This window comes from Microcoleus sp. Aus8_D2 (assembly GCF_036702665.1).
Classification (GTDB): domain Bacteria; phylum Cyanobacteriota; class Cyanobacteriia; order Cyanobacteriales; family Microcoleaceae; genus Microcoleus.
Window position 1 is genome coordinate 33,307 of sequence record NZ_JAUBUN010000046.1, and the last position, 24,133, is coordinate 57,439.

At 47.6% G+C, this 24,133-nt stretch carries 23 protein-coding genes; 12 read left to right on the forward strand and 11 right to left on the reverse strand.

Features of this window, described 5'->3' with window-relative positions; genetic code table 11:
* Positions 1 to 75 precede the first annotated feature (75 nt).
* Entirely contained in the window at positions 76 to 2,277 is a 2,202-nt protein-coding gene (locus QUB64_RS27000) for a lytic transglycosylase domain-containing protein (protein ID WP_333276621.1), read from the forward strand.
* 495 nt (positions 2,278 to 2,772) lie between these two features.
* Here the strand turns inward: QUB64_RS27000 and QUB64_RS27005 are convergent, their stop codons facing one another.
* The gene (locus QUB64_RS27005; RefSeq protein ID WP_333276554.1) at positions 2,773 to 3,270 is read right to left on the reverse strand and encodes a pentapeptide repeat-containing protein; all 498 of its coding nucleotides are present in this window, start codon (positions 3,268 to 3,270) and stop codon (positions 2,773 to 2,775) included.
* Between the two features lie 108 nt (positions 3,271 to 3,378).
* Between QUB64_RS27005 and QUB64_RS27010 the strand changes: the two genes are divergently transcribed.
* Positions 3,379 to 3,747 carry a phage holin family protein gene (locus tag QUB64_RS27010; protein ID WP_333276551.1) on the forward strand — a complete coding sequence of 123 codons (369 nt, stop codon included), beginning with the start codon at positions 3,379 to 3,381 and terminating at the stop codon, positions 3,745 to 3,747.
* A 4-nt stretch (positions 3,748 to 3,751) separates the two neighbouring features.
* Here QUB64_RS27010 and QUB64_RS27015 read toward each other — a convergent pair whose 3' ends face one another.
* Positions 3,752 to 4,513 carry a cobalamin biosynthesis protein gene (locus QUB64_RS27015; RefSeq protein WP_333276548.1) on the reverse strand — a complete coding sequence of 254 codons (762 nt, stop codon included), beginning with the start codon at positions 4,511 to 4,513 and terminating at the stop codon, positions 3,752 to 3,754.
* 116 nt (positions 4,514 to 4,629) lie between these two features.
* On the opposite strand from QUB64_RS27015, the gene QUB64_RS27020 reads away from it, so the two are divergent.
* Positions 4,630 to 4,995 (forward strand): hypothetical protein, encoded by a 366-nt coding sequence (locus QUB64_RS27020; protein WP_333276544.1) that lies wholly within the window; start codon positions 4,630 to 4,632, stop codon positions 4,993 to 4,995.
* A gap of 8 nt (positions 4,996 to 5,003) precedes the next feature.
* On the opposite strand, the gene QUB64_RS27025 is transcribed toward QUB64_RS27020, so the two are convergent.
* The 3 genes from QUB64_RS27025 to QUB64_RS27035 all read right to left on the reverse strand — a co-directional run bounded on the left by QUB64_RS27025 (position 5,004) and on the right by QUB64_RS27035 (position 6,500).
* Positions 5,004 to 5,498 (reverse strand): GNAT family N-acetyltransferase, encoded by a 495-nt coding sequence (locus tag QUB64_RS27025; protein WP_333276541.1) that lies wholly within the window; start codon positions 5,496 to 5,498, stop codon positions 5,004 to 5,006.
* Positions 5,499 to 5,776: 278 nt separating this feature from the next.
* Positions 5,777 to 5,908 carry a hypothetical protein gene (locus QUB64_RS27030; RefSeq protein WP_333276539.1) on the reverse strand — a complete coding sequence of 44 codons (132 nt, stop codon included), beginning with the start codon at positions 5,906 to 5,908 and terminating at the stop codon, positions 5,777 to 5,779.
* A complete protein-coding gene (locus QUB64_RS27035) occupies positions 5,886 to 6,500 on the reverse strand; it encodes a TetR/AcrR family transcriptional regulator (RefSeq protein ID WP_333276536.1) in 615 nt (204 codons plus the stop codon). The genes QUB64_RS27030 and QUB64_RS27035 overlap by 23 nt, the downstream gene beginning before the upstream one ends.
* A 278-nt stretch (positions 6,501 to 6,778) precedes the next feature.
* On the opposite strand from QUB64_RS27035, the gene QUB64_RS27040 reads away from it, so the two are divergent.
* Together QUB64_RS27040 and QUB64_RS27045 are read left to right on the forward strand one after the other, a co-directional pair.
* Positions 6,779 to 8,371: a M16 family metallopeptidase gene (locus QUB64_RS27040; RefSeq protein WP_333276533.1), complete on the forward strand. Its 1,593-nt coding sequence runs from the start codon at positions 6,779 to 6,781 to the stop codon at positions 8,369 to 8,371.
* Positions 8,372 to 8,663: 292 nt separating this feature from the next.
* Positions 8,664 to 10,145 (forward strand): M16 family metallopeptidase, encoded by a 1,482-nt coding sequence (locus tag QUB64_RS27045; protein ID WP_333276530.1) that lies wholly within the window; start codon positions 8,664 to 8,666, stop codon positions 10,143 to 10,145.
* Positions 10,146 to 10,644: 499 nt separating this feature from the next.
* Here the strand turns inward: QUB64_RS27045 and QUB64_RS27050 are convergent, their stop codons facing one another.
* The 3 genes from QUB64_RS27050 to QUB64_RS27060 all read right to left on the reverse strand — a co-directional run bounded on the left by QUB64_RS27050 (position 10,645) and on the right by QUB64_RS27060 (position 13,502).
* Entirely contained in the window at positions 10,645 to 11,391 is a 747-nt protein-coding gene (locus QUB64_RS27050) for a Uma2 family endonuclease (RefSeq protein WP_333276525.1), read from the reverse strand.
* A gap of 246 nt (positions 11,392 to 11,637) precedes the next feature.
* Complete coding sequence (asnS, locus tag QUB64_RS27055; RefSeq protein WP_333276522.1) at positions 11,638 to 13,029, reverse strand: asparagine--tRNA ligase; 1,392 nt, start codon at positions 13,027 to 13,029, stop codon at positions 11,638 to 11,640.
* Positions 13,030 to 13,136: 107 nt separating this feature from the next.
* The gene (locus QUB64_RS27060; protein WP_333276521.1) at positions 13,137 to 13,502 is read right to left on the reverse strand and encodes a DUF2203 domain-containing protein; all 366 of its coding nucleotides are present in this window, start codon (positions 13,500 to 13,502) and stop codon (positions 13,137 to 13,139) included.
* A 118-nt stretch (positions 13,503 to 13,620) separates the two neighbouring features.
* On the opposite strand from QUB64_RS27060, the gene QUB64_RS27065 reads away from it, so the two are divergent.
* Positions 13,621 to 13,896, forward strand: coding sequence for a DUF6439 family protein (locus QUB64_RS27065; RefSeq protein ID WP_293342070.1), 276 nt, complete (start codon positions 13,621 to 13,623; stop codon positions 13,894 to 13,896).
* A 239-nt stretch (positions 13,897 to 14,135) separates the two neighbouring features.
* Here the strand turns inward: QUB64_RS27065 and QUB64_RS27070 are convergent, their stop codons facing one another.
* Positions 14,136 to 14,627 carry an ATP-binding protein gene (locus QUB64_RS27070; protein WP_333276514.1) on the reverse strand — a complete coding sequence of 164 codons (492 nt, stop codon included), beginning with the start codon at positions 14,625 to 14,627 and terminating at the stop codon, positions 14,136 to 14,138.
* A 238-nt stretch (positions 14,628 to 14,865) separates the two neighbouring features.
* On the opposite strand from QUB64_RS27070, the gene QUB64_RS27075 reads away from it, so the two are divergent.
* The 4 genes from QUB64_RS27075 (at position 14,866) to QUB64_RS27090 (ending at position 17,668) form a co-directional block, all read left to right on the forward strand.
* Positions 14,866 to 15,225 (forward strand): hypothetical protein, encoded by a 360-nt coding sequence (locus QUB64_RS27075; protein WP_333276512.1) that lies wholly within the window; start codon positions 14,866 to 14,868, stop codon positions 15,223 to 15,225.
* A 100-nt stretch (positions 15,226 to 15,325) separates the two neighbouring features.
* On the forward strand, positions 15,326 to 16,219 hold the full coding sequence (locus QUB64_RS27080; protein WP_333276509.1) for an alpha/beta fold hydrolase: 894 nt from the start codon (positions 15,326 to 15,328) through the stop codon (positions 16,217 to 16,219).
* 28 nt (positions 16,220 to 16,247) lie between these two features.
* Positions 16,248 to 16,427, forward strand: a complete 180-nt coding sequence (locus QUB64_RS27085; protein WP_442921723.1) for a hypothetical protein — start codon at positions 16,248 to 16,250, stop codon at positions 16,425 to 16,427.
* Positions 16,428 to 16,681: 254 nt separating this feature from the next.
* Positions 16,682 to 17,668: an aldo/keto reductase gene (locus QUB64_RS27090; protein WP_333276503.1), complete on the forward strand. Its 987-nt coding sequence runs from the start codon at positions 16,682 to 16,684 to the stop codon at positions 17,666 to 17,668.
* 207 nt (positions 17,669 to 17,875) lie between these two features.
* Here the strand turns inward: QUB64_RS27090 and QUB64_RS27095 are convergent, their stop codons facing one another.
* Entirely contained in the window at positions 17,876 to 18,013 is a 138-nt protein-coding gene (locus QUB64_RS27095; RefSeq protein WP_293147539.1) for a hypothetical protein, read from the reverse strand.
* Positions 18,014 to 18,342: 329 nt separating this feature from the next.
* The gene (locus tag QUB64_RS27100) at positions 18,343 to 20,028 is read right to left on the reverse strand and encodes a transglutaminase domain-containing protein (protein ID WP_333276496.1); all 1,686 of its coding nucleotides are present in this window, start codon (positions 20,026 to 20,028) and stop codon (positions 18,343 to 18,345) included.
* Positions 20,029 to 20,461: 433 nt separating this feature from the next.
* On the opposite strand from QUB64_RS27100, the gene QUB64_RS27105 reads away from it, so the two are divergent.
* Both QUB64_RS27105 and QUB64_RS27110 read left to right on the forward strand, forming a co-directional pair.
* Positions 20,462 to 21,328, forward strand: coding sequence for a DUF928 domain-containing protein (locus tag QUB64_RS27105; RefSeq protein ID WP_333276492.1), 867 nt, complete (start codon positions 20,462 to 20,464; stop codon positions 21,326 to 21,328).
* Positions 21,329 to 21,531: 203 nt separating this feature from the next.
* Complete coding sequence (locus tag QUB64_RS27110; RefSeq protein ID WP_333276488.1) at positions 21,532 to 23,682, forward strand: ShlB/FhaC/HecB family hemolysin secretion/activation protein; 2,151 nt, start codon at positions 21,532 to 21,534, stop codon at positions 23,680 to 23,682.
* The last annotated feature ends 451 nt before the right edge of the window (positions 23,683 to 24,133 follow it).

Consider the following 24,133-nt stretch of genomic DNA (forward strand, 5'->3'; position numbering starts at 1 on the left):
AAAATAAATTCTGGTACTATATCAGCCAAGTCTGCTGGCGATCGGTTTTCTATTGTTATTTTCTTAAATTTTCCCATGAATCAGCGACGCAACACCCGAGTTTATGTTTTAATCAGCGTTTCAGTTGGCGTAATGGCGATCGGCTCAGGGCTGGCGGCGGCGAAATGGATGGGTTTGGCCCCGTTCCAGAAGGCTCAGCACTCACAGGATGCAGCGAATTCCGCATCCTCGGTCAAAATGCTGGTATCGCTGTCACCGAGCGAGCGAGCGGCGAAATTGGTTGAACTCGCGGGCGATCGATCTGAGAATTCAAACGACAAGCAACAAGTCTCCCCTCAAAGCCGCGCCCGTTACCTGCTGGCTAGCGATTTAATCCAGCAAGGAAATGCCGCCAAAGCTCTCACTTTATTGGAAAAATTAGAGCAAGAATATCCAGTTTTAGCCTCTCACATTGCCCTAAAACGCGCGCAAGCTTACCAATTAAGCGGCGAAAAAGGCAAATCTAAAAAAGCTTGGGAAGAACTGCTAAAAAACTATCCGAGCGACCCGGTAGCAGCGGAAGCTTTATATGTTTTAGGCAATTCAAAACCGGAATATTGGAAGCAGGCAATTACTGAATTTCCCGCTCATCCGCGCAGCGTAGAAATTGCCCTCCGCAAGTTAAAAGAAAATCCCAACCAGCCGGAGTTGATGCTGCTAGTAGCCAAATACGGTCATTATGTCAAAGATTACGGTAGCATATTAGAACAACTGGTGCAGCAAAACAGCGCCGCTTTGAAACCGGAAGATTGGGAAGAAATTGCCTTTGGCTATTGGGAAAAACAGGATTACGGCAAAGGCTCTATTGCTTACGGGAAAGCTCCCCGCACCGCCAAAAATCTTTACCGCCAAGCTCGCGGTTTGTGGCTCGACGGCAAAATCCCGGAATCGAGAATTGCCTATCAAGAATTAGTGCGGGATTTCCCCGATTCCGAAGATACTGGTTTGGGTTTAATTCGGCTGTCGCGGCTGAGCGATCCTCAGGATGCGATGGTTTATCTCGATCGCGCGATCGCCAAATTCCCCAATTATGCCCCCGAAGCTTTGCTAGATAAATCCCAACTGCTCGACAAAGCAGGCAGCAGTCAATCCGCCTCAGAAACTCGCAAGTTGCTATTGACAAAATACAACAATTCTGATAAAGCAGGCGAACTGCGTTGGGCGATCGCCCAACAGTATGCCAAAGCCGGAGATTTAAAATCAGGTTGGCAATGGGCGAGGGAATTAACCACCCACAATCCCGACAGCGAACAAGCACCAGAAGCAGCATTTTGGGTGGGAAAATGGGCACAGCAACTCGGCCGCGAACAGGATGCCAAGACTTCATTTGAGTACACTATTTTACGCTATCCAGAATCATATTTCGCATGGCGATCGGCAGTATTTCTCGGCTGGCCAGTAGGCGACTTTACCACAGTCCGAGACTTATCTCCCAAGGTAGTGCAACAGCCTCAGCGCCCCGAACCAACCGCCGGATCTCCTGCATTGAAAGAACTCTATCAATTAGGTCAAGATAGAGATGCTTGGAATCTGTGGCAAATAGAATTTACCAACCGCGTCGAACCGAGTATTGCCGAACAGTTTACCGACGGTTTAATGCGAATTGGAGTTGGAGACAATTTAGACGGTTTGTGGATGGTTGGGAGCTTGCGCCAGCGCGACAAACCCGATGATAGAACCCAATACCTCGCTCTCAGACAGCAGCCAGCTTATTGGCAAGCACTTTATCCTTTTCCTTACTTAGAAAACATTACCAAATGGTCGCAAGAACGCAAAATAAATCCTGTTTTAGTTACAGCATTAATCAGGCAAGAATCGAGATTTATGCCCGTAATTAAATCAGCAGTTGGTGCCACCGGTTTAATGCAGGTGATGCCAGAAACGGCTAGTTGGGTTGCTGAGAAAATCAGCCTCAAAAAGTATTCACTGGAGAATGTGGACGACAATATTAAACTCGGAACTTGGTATTTAGATCACACTCACGACGAGTACAAGAATAACTCGATGTTAGCGGTGGCGAGTTACAATGCCGGGCCCAATGCAGTAGCAGATTGGTTGAAGAGGTTTGATTTTAGTGACCCGGATGCTTTTGCAGAAAAGATTCCGTTTCCTGAAACGAAAGGATACGTGAAATCGGTGTTTGAGAATTACTGGAATTATCTGCGGATTTACAATCCAGAAGTCAATCAGTTAATGAGCGATCATTATGAGGATTCTCAGAAAAAAGCCAAGCCTTAGTATATCAGGTTTGTAGTAAGGACTTCAGTCCGTTTTCCTTGTTACCAGGCTCTGCCTGGTAACGCAAATCTTGAGGCTCTGCCTCCAGCAGGTGTTGAAATTATTAAATTTTCCTTCCTTAGTAAATCAGGTTTGTAGTAAGGACTTCAGTCCGTTCTTTCCCAGGTTTGTAGTAATACCACCTCCTTTGTTATTCATCAGCGTTATGAATTGTAGGGTGCGTCGCCCACTGGCAGCCTGGTGGAGGGCGAGAACTATTCGTGGCGACGCACCCTACGTCTCTACAATAATTGAGGTTGAGGAAAGTTTATTCAAATATAGTCGATGGTGCGTCGCTTGTTAGATTGTTCATCTCTTTTTGGATACTATTGATGGATCCACACCCTACAAATATTGTTGCATTGATTTTTTAAATTGGTATAAGTTTGATTGAATCTATCAGGAACAGGCAAGATGCCTGTTCCACAAATTGAAATTATGGGACGATCAAATAAATTAGCGGCATCCCAAAGAATCGCGAGTAGAAACCCCCGTGTGAGAATTAATTCCGCTGGCTGTTGCACACAATTCTTTCACTTGTGCGCCATCCATAATTGCGTCCGTAAAATCAGCGCCAGTGATATTAACTTCATCAAAAGTAGAACGCAGCAAAATTGTTTCCACTAAAATTGCATCGCTTAAATCTGCCTTAGTAAATTTAATTTGATCGATCATCGCATTAGTTAAATTTGCTCCGTGCAAATTCGCCTCAGTCATCACCGAAGCGCTCATAATTGCTCCCCGCAAATCGGCATTAGAAAAATTAGTCAAATCCATATTCGCGTTAGAAAACTCAGCGGCGCGCAGGATTTGACCGGAAAAATCGCGTCTGGTCAGTTCGGCATTGCTAAAGGACAGCGGCGGTGGGTAATATTTAGATTGAGCTTGGGCTGCGCGCGGCAGGATGAAGATGGTTAGCGCCAAGATGAATGCTGCTAGTTGCCGGAGTTTCATAAGTCTGAGATTCTCGCAAGGTGGGTATTTCGTAGTGTATCCCGAACTTTGGTCGATCGCCTAAACAGTTAAAATCTAAATTAATAGTGATGGAGATCAAAAAAAGATATGCTAAGTTTTTTCTTAACTTGGATAGTAGCGGCGGTTTCACTGGTCATTACCGCTAACATTGTACCAGGTATTGTGGTGACGAGCTTTCCGGCGGCGATGCTGGCTGCGGTGGTTATCGGATTTGTGAATGCGGTTGTCAGGCCGATTATTACATTGCTGACCCTGCCTTTCAGCATTCTGACTTTAGGTTTGTTTTTGTTTGTGGTGAATGCGATTTCGCTTTCTTTGGCTTCGTGGTTGGCGGGTGCGTTCAGTATCGGCTTTGCGATTAACGGTTTTTGGCCTGCTTTGTTCGGTTCAATTGTGTTGTCGTTTGTTTCTGGGCTGATTGGCCGATTTGTGAATGCCGGCAGCTTCGAGTCGTAGGCTATTATTCTAGATAGTCGATCGGGCAAACTGCAACCGCTACTGTAACAGAGCCTAGCATTTTTTCCGATCGAAAGACTTTTTTCGGAACTAAGAGCGGATGTGAACCGCAGATCAACTGAGATAAACGCAGATGATTGATGGATATCTGCGTTTTTTGGTGTTGATGCGCGGTGACAATTTGGGCGATCGCACAAAGTGCAGCGGCTTCTGCTACGCTGGGCGTGCCGACTGATTTTGCTGCAACATCTGAAGGATTGGGGACTTCAACGGAACTTAAAACATCAGCCGCAAAGGTTTTTAACAGCCAGTTGCGCGATCGACAAAGTTCCAGCAAGCCGACTTCACCTGATTTAGCGTCTATTGTAGCAATACCGGCGATCGCACTTTCCGCTAAATGATAACTGCGACAGACATTTTGAATCGCAGTTTCGATTAATTCTCGCGCTGTTCCAGCCTTGCAACCTATCCCTACCCACAACACTCTCGGATGCCATTGAACCTTTGGCAAAGCAGAATTTGGCGCAAATCTTCTCTGAGTAAAACTAATCCAAATTCGCCCTTTTATCGGTGATAGATTTTCCCCTTCCCAATACAATGAATGTTTTGCAGGCAGACTGTTTTGCCACAAAGTCGAGCCAACTTCTTGAATTACTTCGACAGTTTCCCCTCTCTGCATCGCAGCCGCCACTCCCGTCCAGTCGCCTGTCCCGCGATTCCAACCGCAGGGAATGTCTAGCATATCTAAAGTAAATTTATCGCTCATTATTCAGTTATCAATTCCGTAGTTTCACTGACACCGCAATCTTTAATTTTTTTTAACACTATTCATTGAAAAATTTTGTATAATTTGAGCATCAACTGCAAAAAAAAACATTTAATATGGTAGATATGAACCAGTTACTGTTAGAGTTTGAAAGCAACCTCACATGGGAAGCAGTGACAAAAGAATGGAAAGAACGTCGCGACAGTTGGGTGAGTGGAGTGCAAGCAGCAGTTGAACCGTCACAGCTAGCAGAATTTCTACTTGAATTGGAATCAGACATTGAGTGGGAAGCGGTGCAAAATCAATGGAAACGGCGCCGGAAAAGTTGGGTAGAAGAATGTCACTCAGCATCGACTCTTGAAGAAGTTTCAAGTTTATTGCTGGAACTAGAAAGCAATACAAATTGGGAAGTAGTTTCCGATGAATGGCAGGACAATCGGGAGAATTGGGTACAGCAAATGTACGAGTTTAACGACGAGTAATAATTCCCTCAATCAAAATCTATTTTCATAGTCAATGATGTCCCGGCTGTGCGGTTGATAGTCTCGCTTCCCTCCATTACTTTAAATCCCGCTCGCTCGTATAAATGCAGGGCCGGATTTGAGCTTCTGACACTCAGGGATACAGATGGATAAAATGCTGTAGCTGCTGGCAACAAATGAGCCAGCAATTGCGTTCCTACACCCTGATTTGTATATTCTGGAAGAACCGCAATTGCCAATTCTGGGATAGTATCATCAATCCAGCCAAATCCGCGATCGTCCCCTGTCAACAAACGCAGCCACGCTGCTCCTATCGGCTGGCTGCTGTTCAATGTGGCTACAAAGCCCATATCGCCTGCACGTCCCCAATGCTTGACATATTTCGCAATTAAAGGATGATTCACAACAGCTTCCACGGTTGATTCGCCTTCTTCTGCCACGTGCGCCGCGACGTAGAGCATTTGCCACAAAAAAGGTTCGTCTTCCTGCGTTAGGGGCCGCATAGAATATTCCAAAACTTTGTTCATAAGTAGAAGGAAAAAGCAAGAAAGTTCGGCAATGGATTCGCTCCACGGATGTAACGGATTTCACAGATGTGTCGGGAGTATCTCAGTTTTGATAGAAAAGTAAATCGAGCGGGCGATTTGAGATTTGAGATTTGAGATTTGAGGGATTGGGAGATTGAGCGATTGAGAATTGAGTCGATTTGAAGTAAACACGGCGCGTTCAATAAAAAAAGCCGATTTGCAACTATGAGATGCTCCCGGTGTGTCGTGCACTACTAATGACTAATGCCCTCTTTGGCCGATGCCCAATTCCCCATGCCCCATGCCCCATGCCCGATGCCCTCTTTGGCCGATGCCCAATTCCCCATGCCCCATCCCCCATGCCTAATCCTTAACCAAAACCCCATTTAGAAAAATCTCTGCTAATCCTTCTGCCATTTCCTGCATTTCTTGCGGGGAAGCATTCGGCTCCATAATCGTATTTTGACTGAAACCGGCGACGGCAAACATTCCCAAAAATACCTGAGCGACAATCTTTGGATTCATCTTGCGATAAACTCCTTTTTCCATCGCAGTTTCAAAAAAAGCCTCAGCTACAGCGCTCATTTTTCCGATGACTTCTAACTGAATGCGATCGCGCAAATCCGGGTGAAACTGCGCTTCCAAAAAACACACCCGCATCATATCGCTATTTTCGCGAATATTCAGCATCCGCCTGCGCATCACCTGAGCCACTGCTTTGTAACTTCCCATCTCGCTCAATTCCGTCAGCAAATCCGTCAGCAATTCCACCCATCCTTCCGTCGCCACCTCAATCAAAATCGCTTTTTTATTATCAAAATGCCGAAATAGCGTACCCTCAGCCACCCCCGCCGCCGCTGCTAAATCGCGAGTTGTCGTACCGTCGTATCCGCTGCGAGCAAACAACCGCTGAGCTGCTTGTAAAATTCGCTTCTTGGTTTCTGTTTCTGAAGGAGGAGACTGATTAAAAATTCGCATGGCTTTGGAATCGGTAATTGGCGATTTAGAACTGCGGGTTTGGGACGGGCGGGCGAAATAATGTTAAGTTTTAAGTTGTGCGCGACTCTAATCTCAAACTCAAAACTCCTTGCCAGACCCCAGACCCTTTTTGAAATTGGCTGTATCAGCCTAACATCTGCGGCGCAACAGATCGCTTATGCCTCAAAAAATCTTTATCCTTGAACAAGAATCTCTTGTATTCGGCACAAACCTCAGGTTTGACAATCCAAAATCTAAAATCTAAAATCTAAAATCGAATGACCCCGCAGTTCCAAAAACTACGCGCGGCGAAGCTATCCCCTAGGGAATCGCCCCGCAAAACTCGATTTATCGCCTCCCTGCTCGCTGCTGTGCTGCTGTGGTGGGGACTTTCCCCCGAAATCGCCCTCGCCCGCGACAACCCCGCTAGCGGCTCCCAAGCAGTCTCTGTGCAACCGTCGCTCGATCGCGTAATCAAGCAAGTCACGGAATTTAAGCTCGACAATGGCATGACTTTCGTGGTACTGGAAAGGCCCAGATCCCCCGTAGCATCGTTTCTTATTCACGCCGACGTGGGAGGCGCCAACGAACCCGACGGCCAAACCGGAGTCGCCCACTATCTCGAACATTTAGCATTTAAAGGTACGCCAAAAATCGGCACTACCGATTACAAAGCCGAAAAGCCGCTGCTAGAAAAACAAGACAAACTCTTCGAGCAAATGCAAGCAGCGAAGGCGAGCGGCAAAACTGAAGAAATCGCCAAATTCAAAGCAGAATTTGACAAGGTTGAATCCGAAGCTTTGCAATTTGTCAAGCGCAACGAATTCGGTAAAATTGTCGAACAAGCAGGCGGAGTTGGACTAAATGCCGCTACTTCTATCGACTCGACTATGTATTTTTACAGTCTCCCCGCTAACAAGTTAGAACTGTGGATGTCGCTGGAATCCGAGCGATTTCTCGAACCTGTTTTTCGGGAATTTTATAAGGAAAAACAGGTAATTTTAGAAGAACGGAGGCTGCGAACCGAGAATTCTGCGATCGGGCAAATGGTCGAAGTTTTTGCTGACAAAGCTTTTTCTGTCCATCCTTACCGCCGTCCGGTGATTGGCTACACTGAAGACATTAAGAACCTCACGCGCAGCCAGGTGCAGAAATTTTTCGATAGTCACTACATCCCCAGCAAGCTGACTGTGGCGGTGGTAGGAGACGTGAAAGCTGCGGAGGTGAAGCGACTCGCTCAAATTTATTTCGGCCGCTACAAGGCGAAACCAGCGCCTCCTGAATTGCAAATTGTGGAGCCTCCGCAAACACAAACTAAGGAAGTGACGCTGAAGTTGAAAACTCAACCTTGGTATTTGGAAGGATACCACAGGCCGGCGATGAATCATCCCGACAATGCGGTTTATGAAATGATTGGTTCTTTGCTCAGCAGCGGCCGCACTTCTCGGCTTTACAAATCCTTGGTAGAACAACAGCAATTGGCGCTAGCTGCTCAAGGTTTTAGCGGTTATCCGGGGGACAAGTACCCGAATTTGATGTTATTTTACGCTCAAACTGCTCCGGGCCGCACGGTTGATGAGGTGGCGGTAGCTTTGAGCAAGGAAATCGATCGCCTAAAAACCGATCCGGTGTCTGCTTTGGAGTTGGAGCGGGTGAAAACTCAGGCGAGGGCGGGTTTGTTGCGATCGCTCAATTCTAATATGGGGATGGCATTTTCGCTGCTGGACTATCAAGTGAAAACTGGTTCGTGGAAAAATCTGTTTAAGCAATTGGATGCGATCGCTGCTGTTGCTCCTCCTGACATTCAGCGAGTAGCTAAGGCAACTTTCCGCCCGGAAAATCGCACGATTGGCAAGCTTTTGTCACTCTAAGAGGTCATTGGTCATTGGTCATTGGTCATTGGTCATTGGTCATTGGTCATTGGTCATTGGTCATTAGTCATTAGTCATTTTTACTCGTTTCCAGGCTCGGCCTGGTAACGCATTTCTAGAGGCTCTGCCTCCATTCTAAATCAGCGAGGCAGAGCCTCTAGATATAGGTTCCCAGGCAGAGCCAGGGAACCAGTTAACTCCCCTTTTTACTCGTTTCCAGGCTCTGCCTGGGAACGCAGATCCCGAGGCTCTGCCTCGTCGAATGGTCAACAGATGAAACTTAGGAGAAAGAATGAAAATGACTAAATTGAGACTGAAAAAAGTAAAGTTATTTCTGCTGTCGCTTTGCTTTTTTACTGTTTCACTTGGCACGTTTAATTTATTGCCTTCCCTAGCGGCTGGGCCGAAGCACTACGACGAATTAACATTCCCGCCGGTGCCAGAAATTAAACTGCCTAAATACACTCGCTTCGAGCTAAAAAATGGCATCCGCGTGTATCTGATGGAAGATAAAGAACTACCGCTAGTGGGGGGAACGGCGCTATTTCGCACGGGCGATCGTTTTGAACCTGCTGATAAAATCGGATTGGGAGGTTTGACGGGAGAAGTGATGCGAACTGGCGGCACGAGGCGGCATACGGCTGATGAATTAAATCAGTTGCTAGAACAGCGAGCAGCTTCGGTAGAAACGGGGATTGATCTTACTTCGGGTAGCGCGAATTTTAGTGCTTTAGCTGAAGATGTAGAACCTGTTTTGGCTCTATTTTCGGAAGTGATTCAGGAGCCAATATTTGCTCAAAATAAGTTGGATTTAGCGAAGAATCAAGAGCAAGGTGGCATCGCCCGCCGCAATGACGATCCTAACGGTATCACAGGCCGCGAGTTTCAAAAGTTAATTTATGGCGATCGCAGTCCTTACGCGCGCACTGTAGAATACAAAACTATCGCCAATATTTCTCGCGACGATTTGGTGGGTTTTTACCAGAAGTATTTTCACCCCAAGAATATGATTTTGGGTATTTCTGGCGATTTTGATACGGCTAAAATGCGATCGCTCGTGGAGCAAAAATTCGGCAACTGGGAAGCGACTCAAAGTGCTCAAGTGCCGCCCTTACCAACGGTATCGCCCGCCAATCAAGGCGGCATATTTTTGGTGAATCAGCCCCAATTGAGTCAAAGTTACGTGCAGATGGGGCATTTGGGCGGGATGTTGAACAGCCCAGATTACGGTGCTTTGGACGTGATGAATGGGGTTTTGAACGGTTTTGGCGGGCGTTTGTTCAATAATGTGCGATCGCGCCAAGGCTTAGCCTACACGGTTTACGCGGCTTGGAGTCCGAAATTTGACTATCCTGGGGTGTTTGTGGCTGGAGGCCAAACGCGATCGGACGCGACAGTACCGTTTATCAAGGCAATTCGCGCTGAGATCGATCGAATCCGCACCGAACCAATTACCCCCGAAGAATTAGCTTTTGCGAAAGATTCCACCCTCAATTCTTTCATCTTCAAATTTGAAAATCCCAGTCAAACTTTGTCGCGACTAATGCGCTACGAATACTACGGTTATCCCGAAGACTTCATTTTTCGCTACCGCCGCAGCGTCGAAGCAGCCACAATTGCTGACGTGCAGCGCGTAGCTCAGACTTACTTGAAACCGGAGAATTTGGTGACGTTAGTAGTAGGAAATACTGCGGCAATTCAACCGCCGCTATCGAGTTTGGGAACTTCGGTAAAAGTGCAATCTGTCGATATCACAATTCCCTCGGCCACTTGATTTATTTACTCGTTTACTCGTTCCCCGGCTCTTCCTCCATTTTGGGAAGTATTTTGTAGGGTGCGTCGCTGCTGAAACTTCGCTCTAATTTGTAAATTTTTGAGCGACGCACCTGACGATTTTGTGGTGCGGATCTGTGAAATTGTCGATTTTCTTTGTGGATTTTTGATGTATCCGCACCCTACGGCGAACTTTATTTGGTAGGGTGCGTCGCTGCTGAGACTTCGCTCTAATTTGGGGATTTGCGATCGCGACGCACCCTACGCCTAACTAACAAGCATCCCGCCCTCCTCACGTCAGTATTTTGTAGGGTGCGTCGCTGCTGAGACTTCGCTCTAATTTGGGGATTTTCGATGGCGACACACCCTACGACTAACAAGCATCCCGCCCTCCTCACGTCAGTATTTTGTAGGGTGCGTCGCTGCTGAGACTTCGCTCTTGTTTGTGAATTTGCGATCGCGACGCACCCTGCACCTAACTAACAAGCATCCCGCCCTCCTCACGTCAGCCGATCGATATCAACACCCAACTCACGCAACTTTGCCGCCAATAAATCCGCCCGCTGGCGTTCCTGTTCGGCCCGCTGGCGTTCCTGTTGGGCCTGTTCCGAACTCCACAACAGCAAATTTCCCTGCGAATCCCACCAGCGCAGCCAGTTCATAGTTTGACCCAGCCGCTCCCCCGACCAAATCCCCAGCCACAAATCCAACTCTGGAATCCGCACCCGTCCTGACGCATCAGCAACCTGCGTTTCATAGGCTCCATTTAGCAGATACCGCACTTCCAGCTTGGGCTCGTAGGGGTCGTAAGTCACGTAGGTGGGCACTTGCAGAATCTGTTCGTAGAAGTAGAGCTTGCCGTAGGGAGGAGTCGATCGCACTGACAATTCGCTGTAATCTTCATTAGACAAAAACTCCATCACCACAGATACCGGCGCACCCTCCAGATTCGGCGTGTAGCTGCGGCGAATCGTCCCCTCAGCAACTGGATGCACTTGCGGCACAAAAAACCAATCCGGTGCTTTGACTACAGTTTGCTTATTTAGCGTCGCTACCAGTCCAAAATTGGAACCGATAAGGGCATTTTGTTCGATGCGTCCAGCGGCTCCTAGAGCATCGGTGAGAGCAGCAGCAAGGGGCGGTTGTTGAATATTTTCCACAGGATCGTCCGGTAAAACAAAGCCGGCTGGTAGGGGTTCCCAGGTGACAGTTAGCGCTTGAGAACTGGATGGGATTTGAAGTACCATAAACTAAGTACCATTTTAGATTTTAGATTGGAAAAGAAGGTGTTTGTAGTGAGGACTTTAGTCCTTCTTTTTGCGGACTAAAGTCCTCACTACGAACCTTTCAAAAAGAAGGTGTTTGTAGTGAGGACTTTAGTCCTTCTTTTTGCGGACTAAAGTCCTCACTACGAACCTTTGAAAAAGAAGGTGTTTGTAGTGAGGACTTTAGTCCTTCTTTTTGCGGACTAAAGTCCTCACTACGAACCTTAATTAAAAATCAATGGTCAAAGGTGCTCTCGGAAACGGAATCACATCGCGGATATTCCCCATTCCCGTCATGAATTGCACCAACCGTTCAAACCCCAAACCAAAGCCAGCATGAGGCACAGTACCGTAGCGGCGCAAATCCAAATACCACCACAACTCCTCCTTATTCATACCTTGAGCTTCCATGCGCCGCTCCAACACATCGAGCCGTTCTTCCCGCTGCGAACCACCGATAATTTCCCCAATATTCGGAGCCAAAACATCCATTGCTCGCACGGTTTTCTCGTCCTCGTTTAAACGCATATAAAATGCTTTAATCCCGACGGGATAATCGCTGACAATCGTCGGCTTTTTAAACAAGTCTTCAGCCAAATAGCGCTCGTGTTCTGACTGCAAATCTAAGCCCCAGCTTACCGGGAAATCAAACTTTTTGTCAGCTTTTTCCAAAAGTGCGATCGCCTCGGTGTAAGTAATCCGCTCGAACTGATTGTTAATAATATTGTCAGCCGTCGCCAAAACCGTCTTATCAATCCGCTCGTTGAAAAACTCCATATCCTCCGGACAATGCTCCAAAACAAATTTAAAAATATACTTTAAAAACGCCTCAGCCAAATCCATATCTCCCTGCAAATCGCAGAAAGCCATTTCCGGTTCAATCATCCAAAACTCCGCCAAATGCCGGGAAGTATTAGAATTTTCCGCTCGGAAAGTCGGGCCAAAAGTGTAAACATTCCCGAAAGCCAGCGCCATAACTTCCGCTTCCAACTGGCCGCTAACTGTTAAATAAGCGCGCTTCCCAAAAAAGTCTTTCGCATAATCAACTTCTTGCGAATCAGTACGCGGCACATTCTTTAAATCGAAGTTAGTAACGGCGAACATTTCCCCTGCACCTTCGCAGTCGCTAGCAGCCAGAATCGGAGTGTGAACCCACAAAAAACCCCGTTCTTGAAAAAATTGATGTACCGCCGCCGAACAAGCATTCCGGACTCGAAAAACTGCACCGTGGGTGTTAGTACGCGGCCGCAAATGGGCGATTGTTCGCAAAAATTCCAAGGAATGGCGCTTTTTTTGCAGCGGATAAGTTTGCGGGTCTGCTTCGCCGTAAACTTGTACTTGCGAAGCTTTCAACTCAATTCGCTGTCCCTTCGCCGGAGATGCTACCAGCACACCCGAAACTTCTAGAGATGCACCTGTATTGATTTGTTTGAGTATATTTTCAAAGTCTGGCAAATCGGCATTGATGACTACTTGCAAGTTAGCCATCGCCGAACCGTCGTTGACTTCGACAAAGGCAAATTCTTTTAATTCGCGTTTAGTCCGCACCCAACCTTGAATGGTTACGGTTTCGTCGGGTTCGCCACCGCGCAAAATTGCTGCAATTCGTTGATTTGTCATATCCAATCCTGTTTATTTAATATTTTGGCACCACAATTCTCTTCTTTCTCTTCCTCTGCGCCCTCTGCGCCCTCTGCGGTAAAAAAAATCCTAACTCCTAACATAATTCAACCGACATAGGATTTCAACATCCAACCCAGCAAAATGCCGAGTCCACCAAAGCGAACTGCTTGCCAAAAAGGTTGTTTTATGCTTCCCCAAGAAAACAGGCTGCTTTCTAAATTTAACTCGATCGTTTCCAATTCTTGCTCAATTTCCCGCAATTCTTTCTTGAGTTGCGGTAATGGATTTTGGCGCAGAGACTGGCGGACATCTTCTCGCCGGTTGCCGAGTTCGGCTTGGCGCTGGCGATCGCACTGAATCTGAGTGTAACGCTCTTTGACGGCTGCGAGCGATCGCTCCACTGCTGCGATCGCCTGCACAAACTCATTCTCTGAATCTTCCCGATTTAACTCTGACGGCTGTTGAGGCATTTCGATCTGCAAACCCGACAATACTTAAAAAAAACCGATTCCCAATTAAGTTGTTATTATATTCGCAGTATATTTTTTTAATTCATAAACCCTAACCAAATCCCTATAATTGCCAAATATGCTTGAAACTACACAAACAACCCAAACTGTCAACCTCAACGAGCTTAGCACAGTAGAACTGGCTCAAGCCCTAGCAGCCCGCCTCGCCATTTCCGAAAGAGATTGGCACCGCCTGAAAGCCAACCGTTCGGCGCGGGCCGGAGAGCAAGCTGCGGCCGCTTTGGTCTTTTTGTTGAAAAATCAGCCCGAAGAAGCCCTCCCGCGCCTCAACCAAGCAGCAGGATGGCTGGATCGATCGATCTCAGCTCCTCCCTGTCCGACTCACGGCAAATAATTGTGAGTCTTGAGTTAAATATTTGATGATATCCCAAAACTCAAACAATCGCGCCGCTCGATCGAGCAGCGCGATTGAGAGCTAAAAAAGATTTATACTTTTCTCACTCAAAACTCACATTTTGCATTATCATCTACTATCAATAGCCTGATACTCCAAATTCTCCATCCCCGGTTCAGCGGGGAAACGAAAAAAAATGCAGGTCGAGCCGAGCTGAAAAATGCTGCCAAATATCAGTTTTAGCGCAAGCGAGGCAGCCGGTAGCGACTGGGAAGTTCTTTGCACAGCCGTAACTCTGTGCCTTGAGCATTCCACTCAACCCGATCGAATATTTGGTAAAGGATAAACAGCCCCCTACCACATTCCTGTTCAAAATGGGGAAGTTCAGAAGGATCTGCAACATCCTCTGCTATGAGACTGTCGCAATTATCGGTATAAAGGTCGCAACCGCAAGGGGCTTTAAAGCCCGAACCTTCATCTGATATCACCCACCAATATTCGTTTTGGACGATCGAAAAACGGACTCCAACAGTTTTACTGGGGTCTAACTTATTTCCATGCTTAGCAGCATTTACCAAAGCTTCTTGAAGCCCCAACCGTAATTCCGCTTGCCAGTGAGGCGGAATCTCTGCTAGGAGCAGATCCAAAATAGGACAAAGGTATAGGGTAGAAGCGAAGCTAATCGTAATCCAATTGCGTCCGACGACCGGACGGGCTGAGATAGCAATCACTCAGAAAACTCCCTAACTTTCAGGTGGATAAACTTCACACCCTGCATAGTTGGCTCCCTAGTATTCAAAATACTCATTAATTGAGCGGCGCAGCTCTATTTCTATCTTAGAGTATCAAAGCCGTTAAGAAAAGCAAAGAACATCACAAAATATTCTGCGATTCTCAGAAACTTTTGCCGAGAACCACCAGTAATTTTACTTATAACTTCTACCCGCAGCCAGATTTTCGATCTCTGCTTTGGCCACCGCACGGAAGCTGTGCCCGCTGCGTCCCAAGCCCTCCACAGCTTCCTTAGCAAACGATCCCCACGTTGAAAAGATCGGAAATCTCTCCAAAAAAGTCGATCCCTTGACTCCTCGCCTCTGGGGATCGACTCTCGCCACCTCAGCTCTAGCCCGATCGCCCACAACTCCTACTTGTATCCAAAGGGCGCAATTATCATACTTAGGTGTGTTGCAGTCGAAACCCGATATATTTCCCAAATGCCGATCGAATACGGAGATCCGACTGCTGCGGCCTTTACCAAATCAATATTTGTTACAAAACTTATTGATTCTGAGTGCGATCGCCCGCACTAGCCCAACTCGACAAACTTGACGTATCCCTTACTGGCAAAACCCCAGCGCGCTGCCAAAACTTTATAAATCTGAACCTCACGATACAATAGTTAAAGTAAATACTTATTTCTTTACATTTTATGCAAGCAACCCCAGCCATCACCGCAGCCCCTATCGCCGGCACATACTGGCAATGGCGGGGCCATTCAGTGTACTACGTGCGGTCTGGCGATCGACATCCAGAACGCCCTCCCCTGCTGTTAATTCACGGTTTTGGAGCATCCACAGACCACTGGCGCAAAAATATCAGCGGACTGAGCAAAGATTTTGAAGTGTGGGCGATCGACCTGATCGGATTCGGGCGATCGGCAAAACCCGAAATCCAGTACAGCGGCGAGCTCTGGCGCGACCAACTCCACGACTTCATCACCACCATCATCGGCCGGCCCGCCGTACTAGCCGGCAACTCCCTCGGAGGCTACGCCGCCTTGTGCGTAGCAGCCCAGCGTCCCGAATCAGCCGCCGGACTCATCTTAATCAACAGCGCCGGCCCCTTCAGCGAACCTCAGCCCGCACCCGAAGCCCCGCCCTTGCAAAAAGCCATATCTACCGTAGCTAAAACCTTATTTCAGCAAGATTGGGCAAGTTTTCTGCTGTTCCAATACGTGCGCCAGCGATCGACAATTCGGAAAACCCTCGAAAAAGTTTATCTCGACCAAAGCGCCGTCACAGACCAATTAGTAGAAGAAATTTACCAACCATCCTGCGATCCCGGTGCACCCAAAGTATTCGCCTCCGTATTCAGAACACCCCAAGGCGAAAAAATCGACGTATTGCTGAGTCAATTAAATTGTCCGCTGCTAATGCTGTGGGGAGAGGGCGACCCCTGGATGAATTCCACCAACAGAAGCGCCAAATTCCGCCAACATTATCCGCAGTTGACAGAACACTTTATCAAAGCTGGTCACTGTCCCCACGACGAAGTACCAGAACAGGTAAACGAACTGATTCGTGCGTGGATAATTGACCAATAGAAATATGTTTGGGAATGGGGAATGGGGGATGGGGCATGGGGCATGGGGCATAGGGCATGGGGCATGGGGAATGGGGAATGGGGCATGGGGCATGGGGAATGGGGCATGGGGAATGGGGCATGGGGCATGGGGCATGGGGCATGGGGAATTGGTAATTGGGAATTGGGAATTGGGAATTAATTTACAACTAATTTTTAGCAGTTTGTAGTTGGCCACTCTTACCGATTACCGATTACCGATTACCGATTACCGATTACCGATTACCGATTACCGATTACCGATTACCGATTACCGATCGCCCCAAGTGTTCGCGAATCTTTCCCTCGAATATAGATTATTTTTCCCCGTCCTTCTCCTCCCTCGGATAGGGGAAAAATTCTCATATTTGCGCTAGAAATCTATGTATTGTCCGAACAAAAAAGCGGTTAATTTCTACTCAAAAATTCTGAGGAGACGGAAACCATGACTGGCAAAAAGACTCGCCGCAATTTTATATTGAGCAGTATAGCTGTTGCCAGCGGCATTGCAGCCGCTAAGGCGATCGACGGGCACGATCGAGAAATCGCAGCCACACCCAACCAGCAGGCCGCCACCACAGTAAAAATGCCAGAACGACTGTTAGGCAAAACAGGCGTCAAAGTGCCGATTTTTGGTTTGGGAGGGGCCGGACAAACACCGCTGTCGCAGCCAGGAAGAGAATCAGAAGCGGCGGCGCAAATCGAACGCGCGATCGAACTTGGGATTCGCTATTTTGACACGGCGGCCGACTACGGGCCCAGCGAAGAAAACTTAGGCAAAGTTTTGCCAAAATATCGATCGCGCCTGTTCTTGGCCACAAAAACCGCAGCCAGAGACAGAGACGGCGCCTGGAGAGACTTAGAAAGATCGCTCAAAAGATTGAAAACCGATCGCCTCGACTTGTGGCAACTCCACCACGTCTCATTTCAAAATGAATTAGACCAGATTTTCAGTGCCAAAGGAGCAATAAAGGCGATCGAAGAAGCCAAACAGCAAAAAATAATTCGTTTTTCTGGCATCACCGGACACCACGAACCCGCTATTATTGTCGCAGGTTTGCAGCGCTATCCTTTCGATACAACATTAATCTCCCTCAACGCCGCCGAAAAACACCACCCGCGATCGTTTGTTACCACCGCTTTACCAATTGCCAAAGCCAAAAACATTGGCGTAATTGCCATGAAAATACCAGCTTACGGCAAATTATTTCAGAACGGTGTTTTAGATGGAATGCACCAAGCAATGGGCTACACGCTTTCACTCCCCGGCGTCCACTGCTGCATCATCGCCGCCGACTCAGTAAAGCAATTAGAAGAAAACTTGAAAGTCGCTCAAGCATTCAAACCCCTGAGTCAGGCAGAAATGGCAGCAATTGAACAACGCACTGCCACCGCTTGGCAAGAAAATACATTTTTCCGACAGTGGACTTAAAATCCCCAATCCCTTTTTTCATCTGTGTTGATTGTGGCGCGCGCCTCCCGCCCGTGAATCCTAAATCAAATAGGTTTGTAGTGAGGACTTCAGTCCGCATCAAACGAGAGAGGACTTCAGTCCTCACTACAAACCTCTAAAGGCGACCCAAGTAGATCGCCTTATTTATGATCATGAAAAATGCAATTTGTCAACAGCAAATAGCGACTATTTTTTACGTTTGGCGTTATCTAACCGCCTGCGATCGCGCCACTCAACCGCTGTTAAATAGGCGACTCCGCCAGTCACTGTCAGCAACAGCACAAAGGCTACCAAAACCAGCAAATTAGCAATCGAAAATTCCACAACCCCTCCTGCTTGCCTTATACTTGAGATTATGTGCGATCGCACAACCGCAATAAAATTAGTTTGTAGCGAGGAATGGAAATCCTCATAAAACTCTGCGGACTCGCATTCCTCACTACAAACCTGTGCGATCGCACAATCGCAATAAAATTAGTTTGTAGCGAGGAATGGAAATCCTCATAAAACTCTGCGGACTAAAGTCCTCACTACAAACCTGATAACGGTTATTGTACCGGACTTGTTCTGAATTGGGCGAGAGGGAGAGGGGGAGATGAAAAAAATCCTCCTTCTTCCTTCTTCCCTCTTCCTTCTTCCTTCTTCCTTCTTCCTTAGAGTAACTCTTCCAAAATTGTAAACCTCACATGATTAATTGCCAGACTCCCCACGGAAACATCCTCCTTATTCAAAGGAAGACCCCCACTGGTGAGACTTTGAAACCGAATTCCCTTGCCAATTTCGACGTGATACCAAGCTAAGCCCATAAAAAACCGTAAAGGATAAGGGCCTCTCTCTTGAATGTCGTCAGGATTAGATTCCATCGGCACCCAGCCAAAACCTGGAATGTAAAACTCCAGCCAAACGTGATTGAAATCTGGTTCCAGGGGCAAACCTTTTCTGTCAGCAAAAGCCGGACACTTGTAGCGCCCAATTGTGCGGCAAGGAATCCCGTTCAACCTTGCTAAAGCCAACAACAGCCCCACGTACTCGCCGCAAGAACCGACGCCGCGGCGCAGTACAATATCGGGTGTGTCAATGTGAGGCCTAATCCCGTAAGAAAGTTGGTCGTAAACAAAATTGCGAATGCTCAGTAACTTCCTCAGAATATTAGTTTCTGTGCCAATAGATGCCACCGCAGCCGATCGCACAATCTCCGTATCCATCGCCAAATTATCATTATCTACCAAATACTTAGCTGCAAACTCCGGCGACAGCTTAGGCATCTTTTCCACATCCCGAGGCGACAACTGATACTTAATCGATCGCACTTCTAGCAAAGCCTTCCAGCCAAAAATGCGCCGTTCTCCCTTCTGGAGGCGATCGAACTTAAACACCGCCACCCGTTCCCCTTGCTGAATTTCCTCAGTAAAAGGCATTCCAATCGGTGTAATTTTCTTGACCTTTTGCCGGTGAGTGTCCGATGGTAAAGCAATCCGCCACTCCAAATTATCGATTTCTACCTCATCCAGGGGAGACAGTTCCTCCACATAGGACATTTCCATCAAAAAACCGCTTGACAGAGCGAAGCGTTCGGCTTCATTGTAGTGAAAAGATAAAGGGTGAACAAAAGTGCGATCGCGCTTCGTCAACTGAAAAGGATCTTCCGAATTCGGATCGTCCCGGATATAAAGTTCATCCCCGGCATAAGCCACGTACAGAACCTCTTCGCCCGTCTGGGCATCTTTATGAAAAGCCAAACCCGAAGGCCACTCAAAGGGAGTCAAAACGCTAAATTTAATCTCCCCAGTTGCCCGTTCCAAACAGTAAACAGTTTGCTCAGTCTTGTCGCAAACCCAGAGTTCCTCATCCCGGACAGTGATATTTTCTATGCCAATACCCGGAGCATAAAACCGAGTAATTTCCCGACCAGTTTTTACATCAAAAACCAGAATATAGCCCAATCTCTGGCAAGTCACATACAGCGTAGATTTCCAAACTGCAATCCCGTCAGCGGGATAAGAAAGGGAAACAAAATGTTCCGGTTTGAGTTCAGCGATTCCCCCATCCCGAATTGCGCCCGGACAGCAACAAATATCCTCATCTCGCGAAAACCAGAGAGTATCTTCCCAAATCGCCAGCCCGGTTGCGCCTGCAAACTTAGCCGTTTGATTAGGATTCAAAACAGTAGTGTTGTCCGTTTCTCGATCGATCTCCAATAGTAGCCCTTCGGCGCGATCGACCGCCAACAACCTATTTCCTAAAAAAGCAATGCCGTGCAGCGCCAAGACCCCGATCGGTCTTACCATCCGCAGCCCAGAAGGCTGTTTGTCCGAGAGAACAGGTGAATCGAGATTCATGCTAAATTTTTTTGCCGGTATTGTACAGAAAACTTCATTTGTAACTTGTAGCCGAGTGCTGGAGGCTCATCAGCAAAATTGCCGAGGTTCCTGATATCCTGGACTGACGCATCAACCGGATTTTTTTACGAAAAGACGCTTTCTAGCCTGTGGCCAGAGTTAAAAAACCCGGAATATTAGTCTTTCTAGTAGCATCTCAAAGTTGGGTTTAACAAGCTCAACCGAACCTGCTGCCGTGAAGGCAAGTAAGTATAACTACTAAGCTACCACTGAAAAATGCGACACAGAATTCCATCTTGGTCAGAGCAACCCAACTAATCGTATCTGCCTCAATATATAAATTAAGTACAACAGATTACTATATCCGTCAAAACCTTGGATAGAATAAAATCGTGCGCTCAAGTTCCTAGGTTCATCAGAAGGCAGGTTCGTCATGGCTTGGAAGTCTGCTCTAAACATCGGTGCTCTTTCCTTAATTCTGTCTTTAGAGGCAGTTGCCGCCGGTAGTTTCTTCATACCAGCAGAGGCTCTCAACAGCCCCGCAAACAGCGTCCACCGCCCCTCACAACCGCAGCTACCCCTCAACTGGCAAACAGCTCAACCCCCTGAAATCAGCGGAAGCAGACCGAACAGCCAGCAATTGGGAGTCGCGTGGAATAGCTTTCAACCGCCGGAGCAGGGAGTACCCGGAAGGCGGGAAGGGGGAGGAACCCGCGGCTTAGAATGCACTGCCACAAATGCCTTAACGGCATTGATTCCCCAATCAACTATGGGGCAAACCATATCAGCAAAGCCGACATTTTTTTACTACCTTCCGGTAGCGATCGACAAAACAGTTCAGTTTGAGTTAGCAGACGAAAGCGACAAGACAGTATACAAAAAAAGTTTTCGGATGGTAACGAGCCGTCCTGGTATTGTTAGCATCAGCCTAGGTGCCGACGACAACTCGCCAGAGCTGAAAGTTGGCAAAAACTATCAATGGTACTTTACTATCAAATGCAACCCAAAAAACTATAGAGATGAGGTTCTCGTTTCGGGGTGGATCAACCGCAGCGCAGTCGCCCCAACCGTGAAAACAGAGTTGGATCGATCGCCAGATCCTCGCGCCAAACTGAGCATCTTCGCCCAACAAGGTCTCTGGTACGAGTACCTGGCAACCCTAGCTCAACTGCGCGTGGAGTCTCCCAGCGATGCCAGTTTAGCGCTCAAGTGGTCAGAAGTGTTAAGCTCGGTCGAACTCGCCAAAATCGCCCAAGAACCATTAGTCCCCAGTCAGTTAACACCCATCACCCAAAAATAATTCTACTGGCGCAGCAAGTACGAAAAACCCGGTTGCGAGCGCGGTATTTTGCAGCGCCACAGATGATTTTTGCGGCGTTGCGGGTTTTTTGGTCGATCGTCCTCAATAAATTAAAATTTTTGTCCTAAAGAGCATCAGGCTCCCCTTGTCTCTGGAAAGCCGGACTATTGAAAATTTTATGGTCAAATTGCGCCCAATACTAAATGGTAAACTTGCATAGTCAAGCAGCAAGCAAAATTATTTTACAAAAAATATTAATTATGCGCCCGAGAGCAAATATTGCAATATTTCGGTTGGGAATTTTACTTCTAACTGCGCTCCCCATTGCTTGCTTTGATGCCCATCAAGCTATATCCCAAACGGACGATATTTATCAGTTGCCCGCCGCCGCTGACAACTCAGCAGATCCGGGCAACGGAGTATTAGCACTGCAAAAACTCGAAATCAAGCAGGATGAAACTGCAACAAACTTAAATCAACTGCCCGATTTTTCCGAAAACAACCCTCTTGACAATCAAGTCGATCGCTGTTCCACAATTAATGAAACTGGTTGTGATGCCCACCCGGAACCCGAAGCACAAAATCTAGTTGACAGCGAGCCAAAATGTGGGAACCCTCTAGATTGCAATGTTTTATCCCAAAACTCACCCTCGGCACCTCCCAACCTGCCACCATCCCTGACTCAACCAGATCCAAATCGCGATCGATCGGCACCTCCCAACCTGCCCGCCCCACCGACTCAGCCAGATCCAAATCGCGATCGATTTTTGCAACCTGCCCCGCAGCCTTCCCCAGAACCTCCTCAAACACCACCAACAGTTGCGCCGGGGCCTCCGTCACCAGTTCCCCTGCCGCTGCCGAATCAGGTAATTCAGGTGCAGAAAATTCAAGTAGTTGGCAGCACAATTTTAAGCCAAGACGAAATTAATGCCTTAGTCAAGCCGTTAGAAGGGCGTTCTGCCACGCTAGAACAGCTCAAACAAATCGCCGACAAAATTACCGAAATTTACCTCAATCGCGGCTACATCACTTCGAGAGCCGTCTTGCCGCCCCAAACTATCACCGCAGGGGTAGTCCAAATTCAAGTTATCGAAGGCAAGCTGACCCGAATCGAGGTAGAAGGAGCTAAAAGATTGCATCCAAGTTACATCCGCAGCCGGATTCGACTCGGTGCCGGAATGCCTTTAAGTACAGCTTCATTAGAAGACCAACTCCGGCTGCTGCGGGTCGATCCTTTATTTGACAATGTAGAAGCCAGCCTGCGGGCTGGGGATAATGAAGGAGAGAGCATTCTGATCGTCAGAGTCACGGAAGCCAATCCTTTTCAATCTAGTTTCAGCTTTGACAATTATTCGCCTCCCAGCGTCGGTTCTGAAAGATTGGGTGTGAGTTTGCGGCATCGCAATCTCACAGGAAATGGCGACGAACTTGCGGGTGCTTATTATCGATCGCTCGGCGATTCAGACGTGTTCGATTTCAGCTACCGCTTGCCGCTAAATGCGATGAACGGCACTTTGCAATTGAGGGCTGCTCCGAACCGCAACAGTATCGTACAAGCACCTTTTGACGCTTTTGACATCTCAGGAAAATCGCATTTATTTGAAGTGAGTTACCGCCAGCCGCTGCTAAGAACGCCGATCGAAGAATTTGCCTTGTCTGCGGGTATTACTTATCAGACAAGCAGAACTTTTCTCGCCGGTGTACCGCGTGCTTTTGGCAGCGGCCCGGACTCCAAAGGTGTCACAACTACGACTGTAATTAAGCTAGGACAGGACTACATTCGGCGCGACCCCCAGGGTGCTTGGGCCTTGCGATCGCAATTTACGATCGGTACTAGCTTGTTTGATGCGACTCAAAACGAAGGTTCTACTCCCGACGGACAATTCTTGAGTTGGCTGGGTCAAGTGCAGCGAGTACAGCGATTAAATGATAAACATTTATTAATTTTGCAGTCAGACTTACAACTTTCTGCTAACAGTTTGTTACCTTCGCAGCAATTTGTAATTGGCGGTGGACAATCTTTGCGCGGCTACCGCCAAAATGTACGTTCTGGCGATAACGGCTTCCGACTGTCGATCGAGGATCGGATTACTTTGCAGCGGGATGCTTCGGGAAGTCCCAAACTTCAATTAGCTCCCTTTTTGGATGCGGGTACGGTGTGGAACGTTCCCAACAATCCTAATAAATTAACCAATCAGAGATTCTTGGCAGGTTTGGGTTTGGGGGTAATCTGGGAACCGATACAGCGAGTGAACTTGCGCGTAGATTACGCTTTTCCTTTGGTGAGAATTAGCGATAAAGGCGACAATCTGCAAGATAACGGCATTTACTTCAACCTCATTTACACGCCCTAAGGAGAGGGGGGGATGAGGAGATGGGGAGAGTGGGAGAGTGGGAGAGTGGGAGGGTGGGGGAGTGCCAGATGAAGAAAATATTTCATTCAACATCTGACTAATGACTAATAGACTTCCATTGCACTCATTCGCTCTCCATTCGTTCAATTATCTGGGTTGCATCGTCGGTTGCATTTGCCTGATATCTGCGGTTGGCTTATCAATCAAAGACTTATGCAATTCAAGTCTAATGACTAATGCCCAATGGCCTGTTTTGCCTGTTTTGCCACTGCCCTGTTTTGCCCACTGCCCTGTTTTGCCCATCCTCCATGCCCTGTTTTGCCCATGCCCTGTTTTGCCAATGACTAATGACTAATGACTAATGACCAATGACTAATGACCACCCTTCGACTTCGCGAGCGGGTAAAATGACCAATGACCACCCTTCGACTTCGCGAGCGGGTAAAATGAC

Coding starts and splice junctions, on each gene's coding strand:
- QUB64_RS27030 (WP_333276539.1), bottom strand. CDS start 5,908: ATGGGGTTTTGGTTAAGGATTAGGCATGGGGGATGGGGCATGGGGAAT.
- QUB64_RS27040 (WP_333276533.1), top strand. CDS start 6,779: ATGACCCCGCAGTTCCAAAAACTACGCGCGGCGAAGCTATCCCCTAGG.
- QUB64_RS27025 (WP_333276541.1), bottom strand. CDS start 5,498: ATGCGGCCCCTAACGCAGGAAGACGAACCTTTTTTGTGGCAAATGCTC.
- asnS (WP_333276522.1), bottom strand. CDS start 13,029: ATGACAAATCAACGAATTGCAGCAATTTTGCGCGGTGGCGAACCCGAC.
- QUB64_RS27085 (WP_442921723.1), top strand. CDS start 16,248: ATGGGGCATGGGGCATGGGGCATAGGGCATGGGGCATGGGGAATGGGG.
- QUB64_RS27105 (WP_333276492.1), top strand. CDS start 20,462: ATGGCTTGGAAGTCTGCTCTAAACATCGGTGCTCTTTCCTTAATTCTG.
- QUB64_RS27090 (WP_333276503.1), top strand. CDS start 16,682: ATGACTGGCAAAAAGACTCGCCGCAATTTTATATTGAGCAGTATAGCT.
- QUB64_RS27050 (WP_333276525.1), bottom strand. CDS start 11,391: ATGGTACTTCAAATCCCATCCAGTTCTCAAGCGCTAACTGTCACCTGG.
- QUB64_RS27110 (WP_333276488.1), top strand. CDS start 21,532: ATGGTAAACTTGCATAGTCAAGCAGCAAGCAAAATTATTTTACAAAAA.
- QUB64_RS27100 (WP_333276496.1), bottom strand. CDS start 20,028: ATGAATCTCGATTCACCTGTTCTCTCGGACAAACAGCCTTCTGGGCTG.
- QUB64_RS27005 (WP_333276554.1), bottom strand. CDS start 3,270: ATGAAACTCCGGCAACTAGCAGCATTCATCTTGGCGCTAACCATCTTC.
- QUB64_RS27080 (WP_333276509.1), top strand. CDS start 15,326: ATGCAAGCAACCCCAGCCATCACCGCAGCCCCTATCGCCGGCACATAC.
- QUB64_RS27020 (WP_333276544.1), top strand. CDS start 4,630: ATGGTAGATATGAACCAGTTACTGTTAGAGTTTGAAAGCAACCTCACA.
- QUB64_RS27010 (WP_333276551.1), top strand. CDS start 3,379: ATGCTAAGTTTTTTCTTAACTTGGATAGTAGCGGCGGTTTCACTGGTC.
- QUB64_RS27035 (WP_333276536.1), bottom strand. CDS start 6,500: ATGCGAATTTTTAATCAGTCTCCTCCTTCAGAAACAGAAACCAAGAAG.
- QUB64_RS27060 (WP_333276521.1), bottom strand. CDS start 13,502: ATGCCTCAACAGCCGTCAGAGTTAAATCGGGAAGATTCAGAGAATGAG.
- QUB64_RS27015 (WP_333276548.1), bottom strand. CDS start 4,513: ATGAGCGATAAATTTACTTTAGATATGCTAGACATTCCCTGCGGTTGG.
- QUB64_RS27045 (WP_333276530.1), top strand. CDS start 8,664: ATGAAAATGACTAAATTGAGACTGAAAAAAGTAAAGTTATTTCTGCTG.
- QUB64_RS27065 (WP_293342070.1), top strand. CDS start 13,621: ATGCTTGAAACTACACAAACAACCCAAACTGTCAACCTCAACGAGCTT.
- QUB64_RS27000 (WP_333276621.1), top strand. CDS start 76: ATGAATCAGCGACGCAACACCCGAGTTTATGTTTTAATCAGCGTTTCA.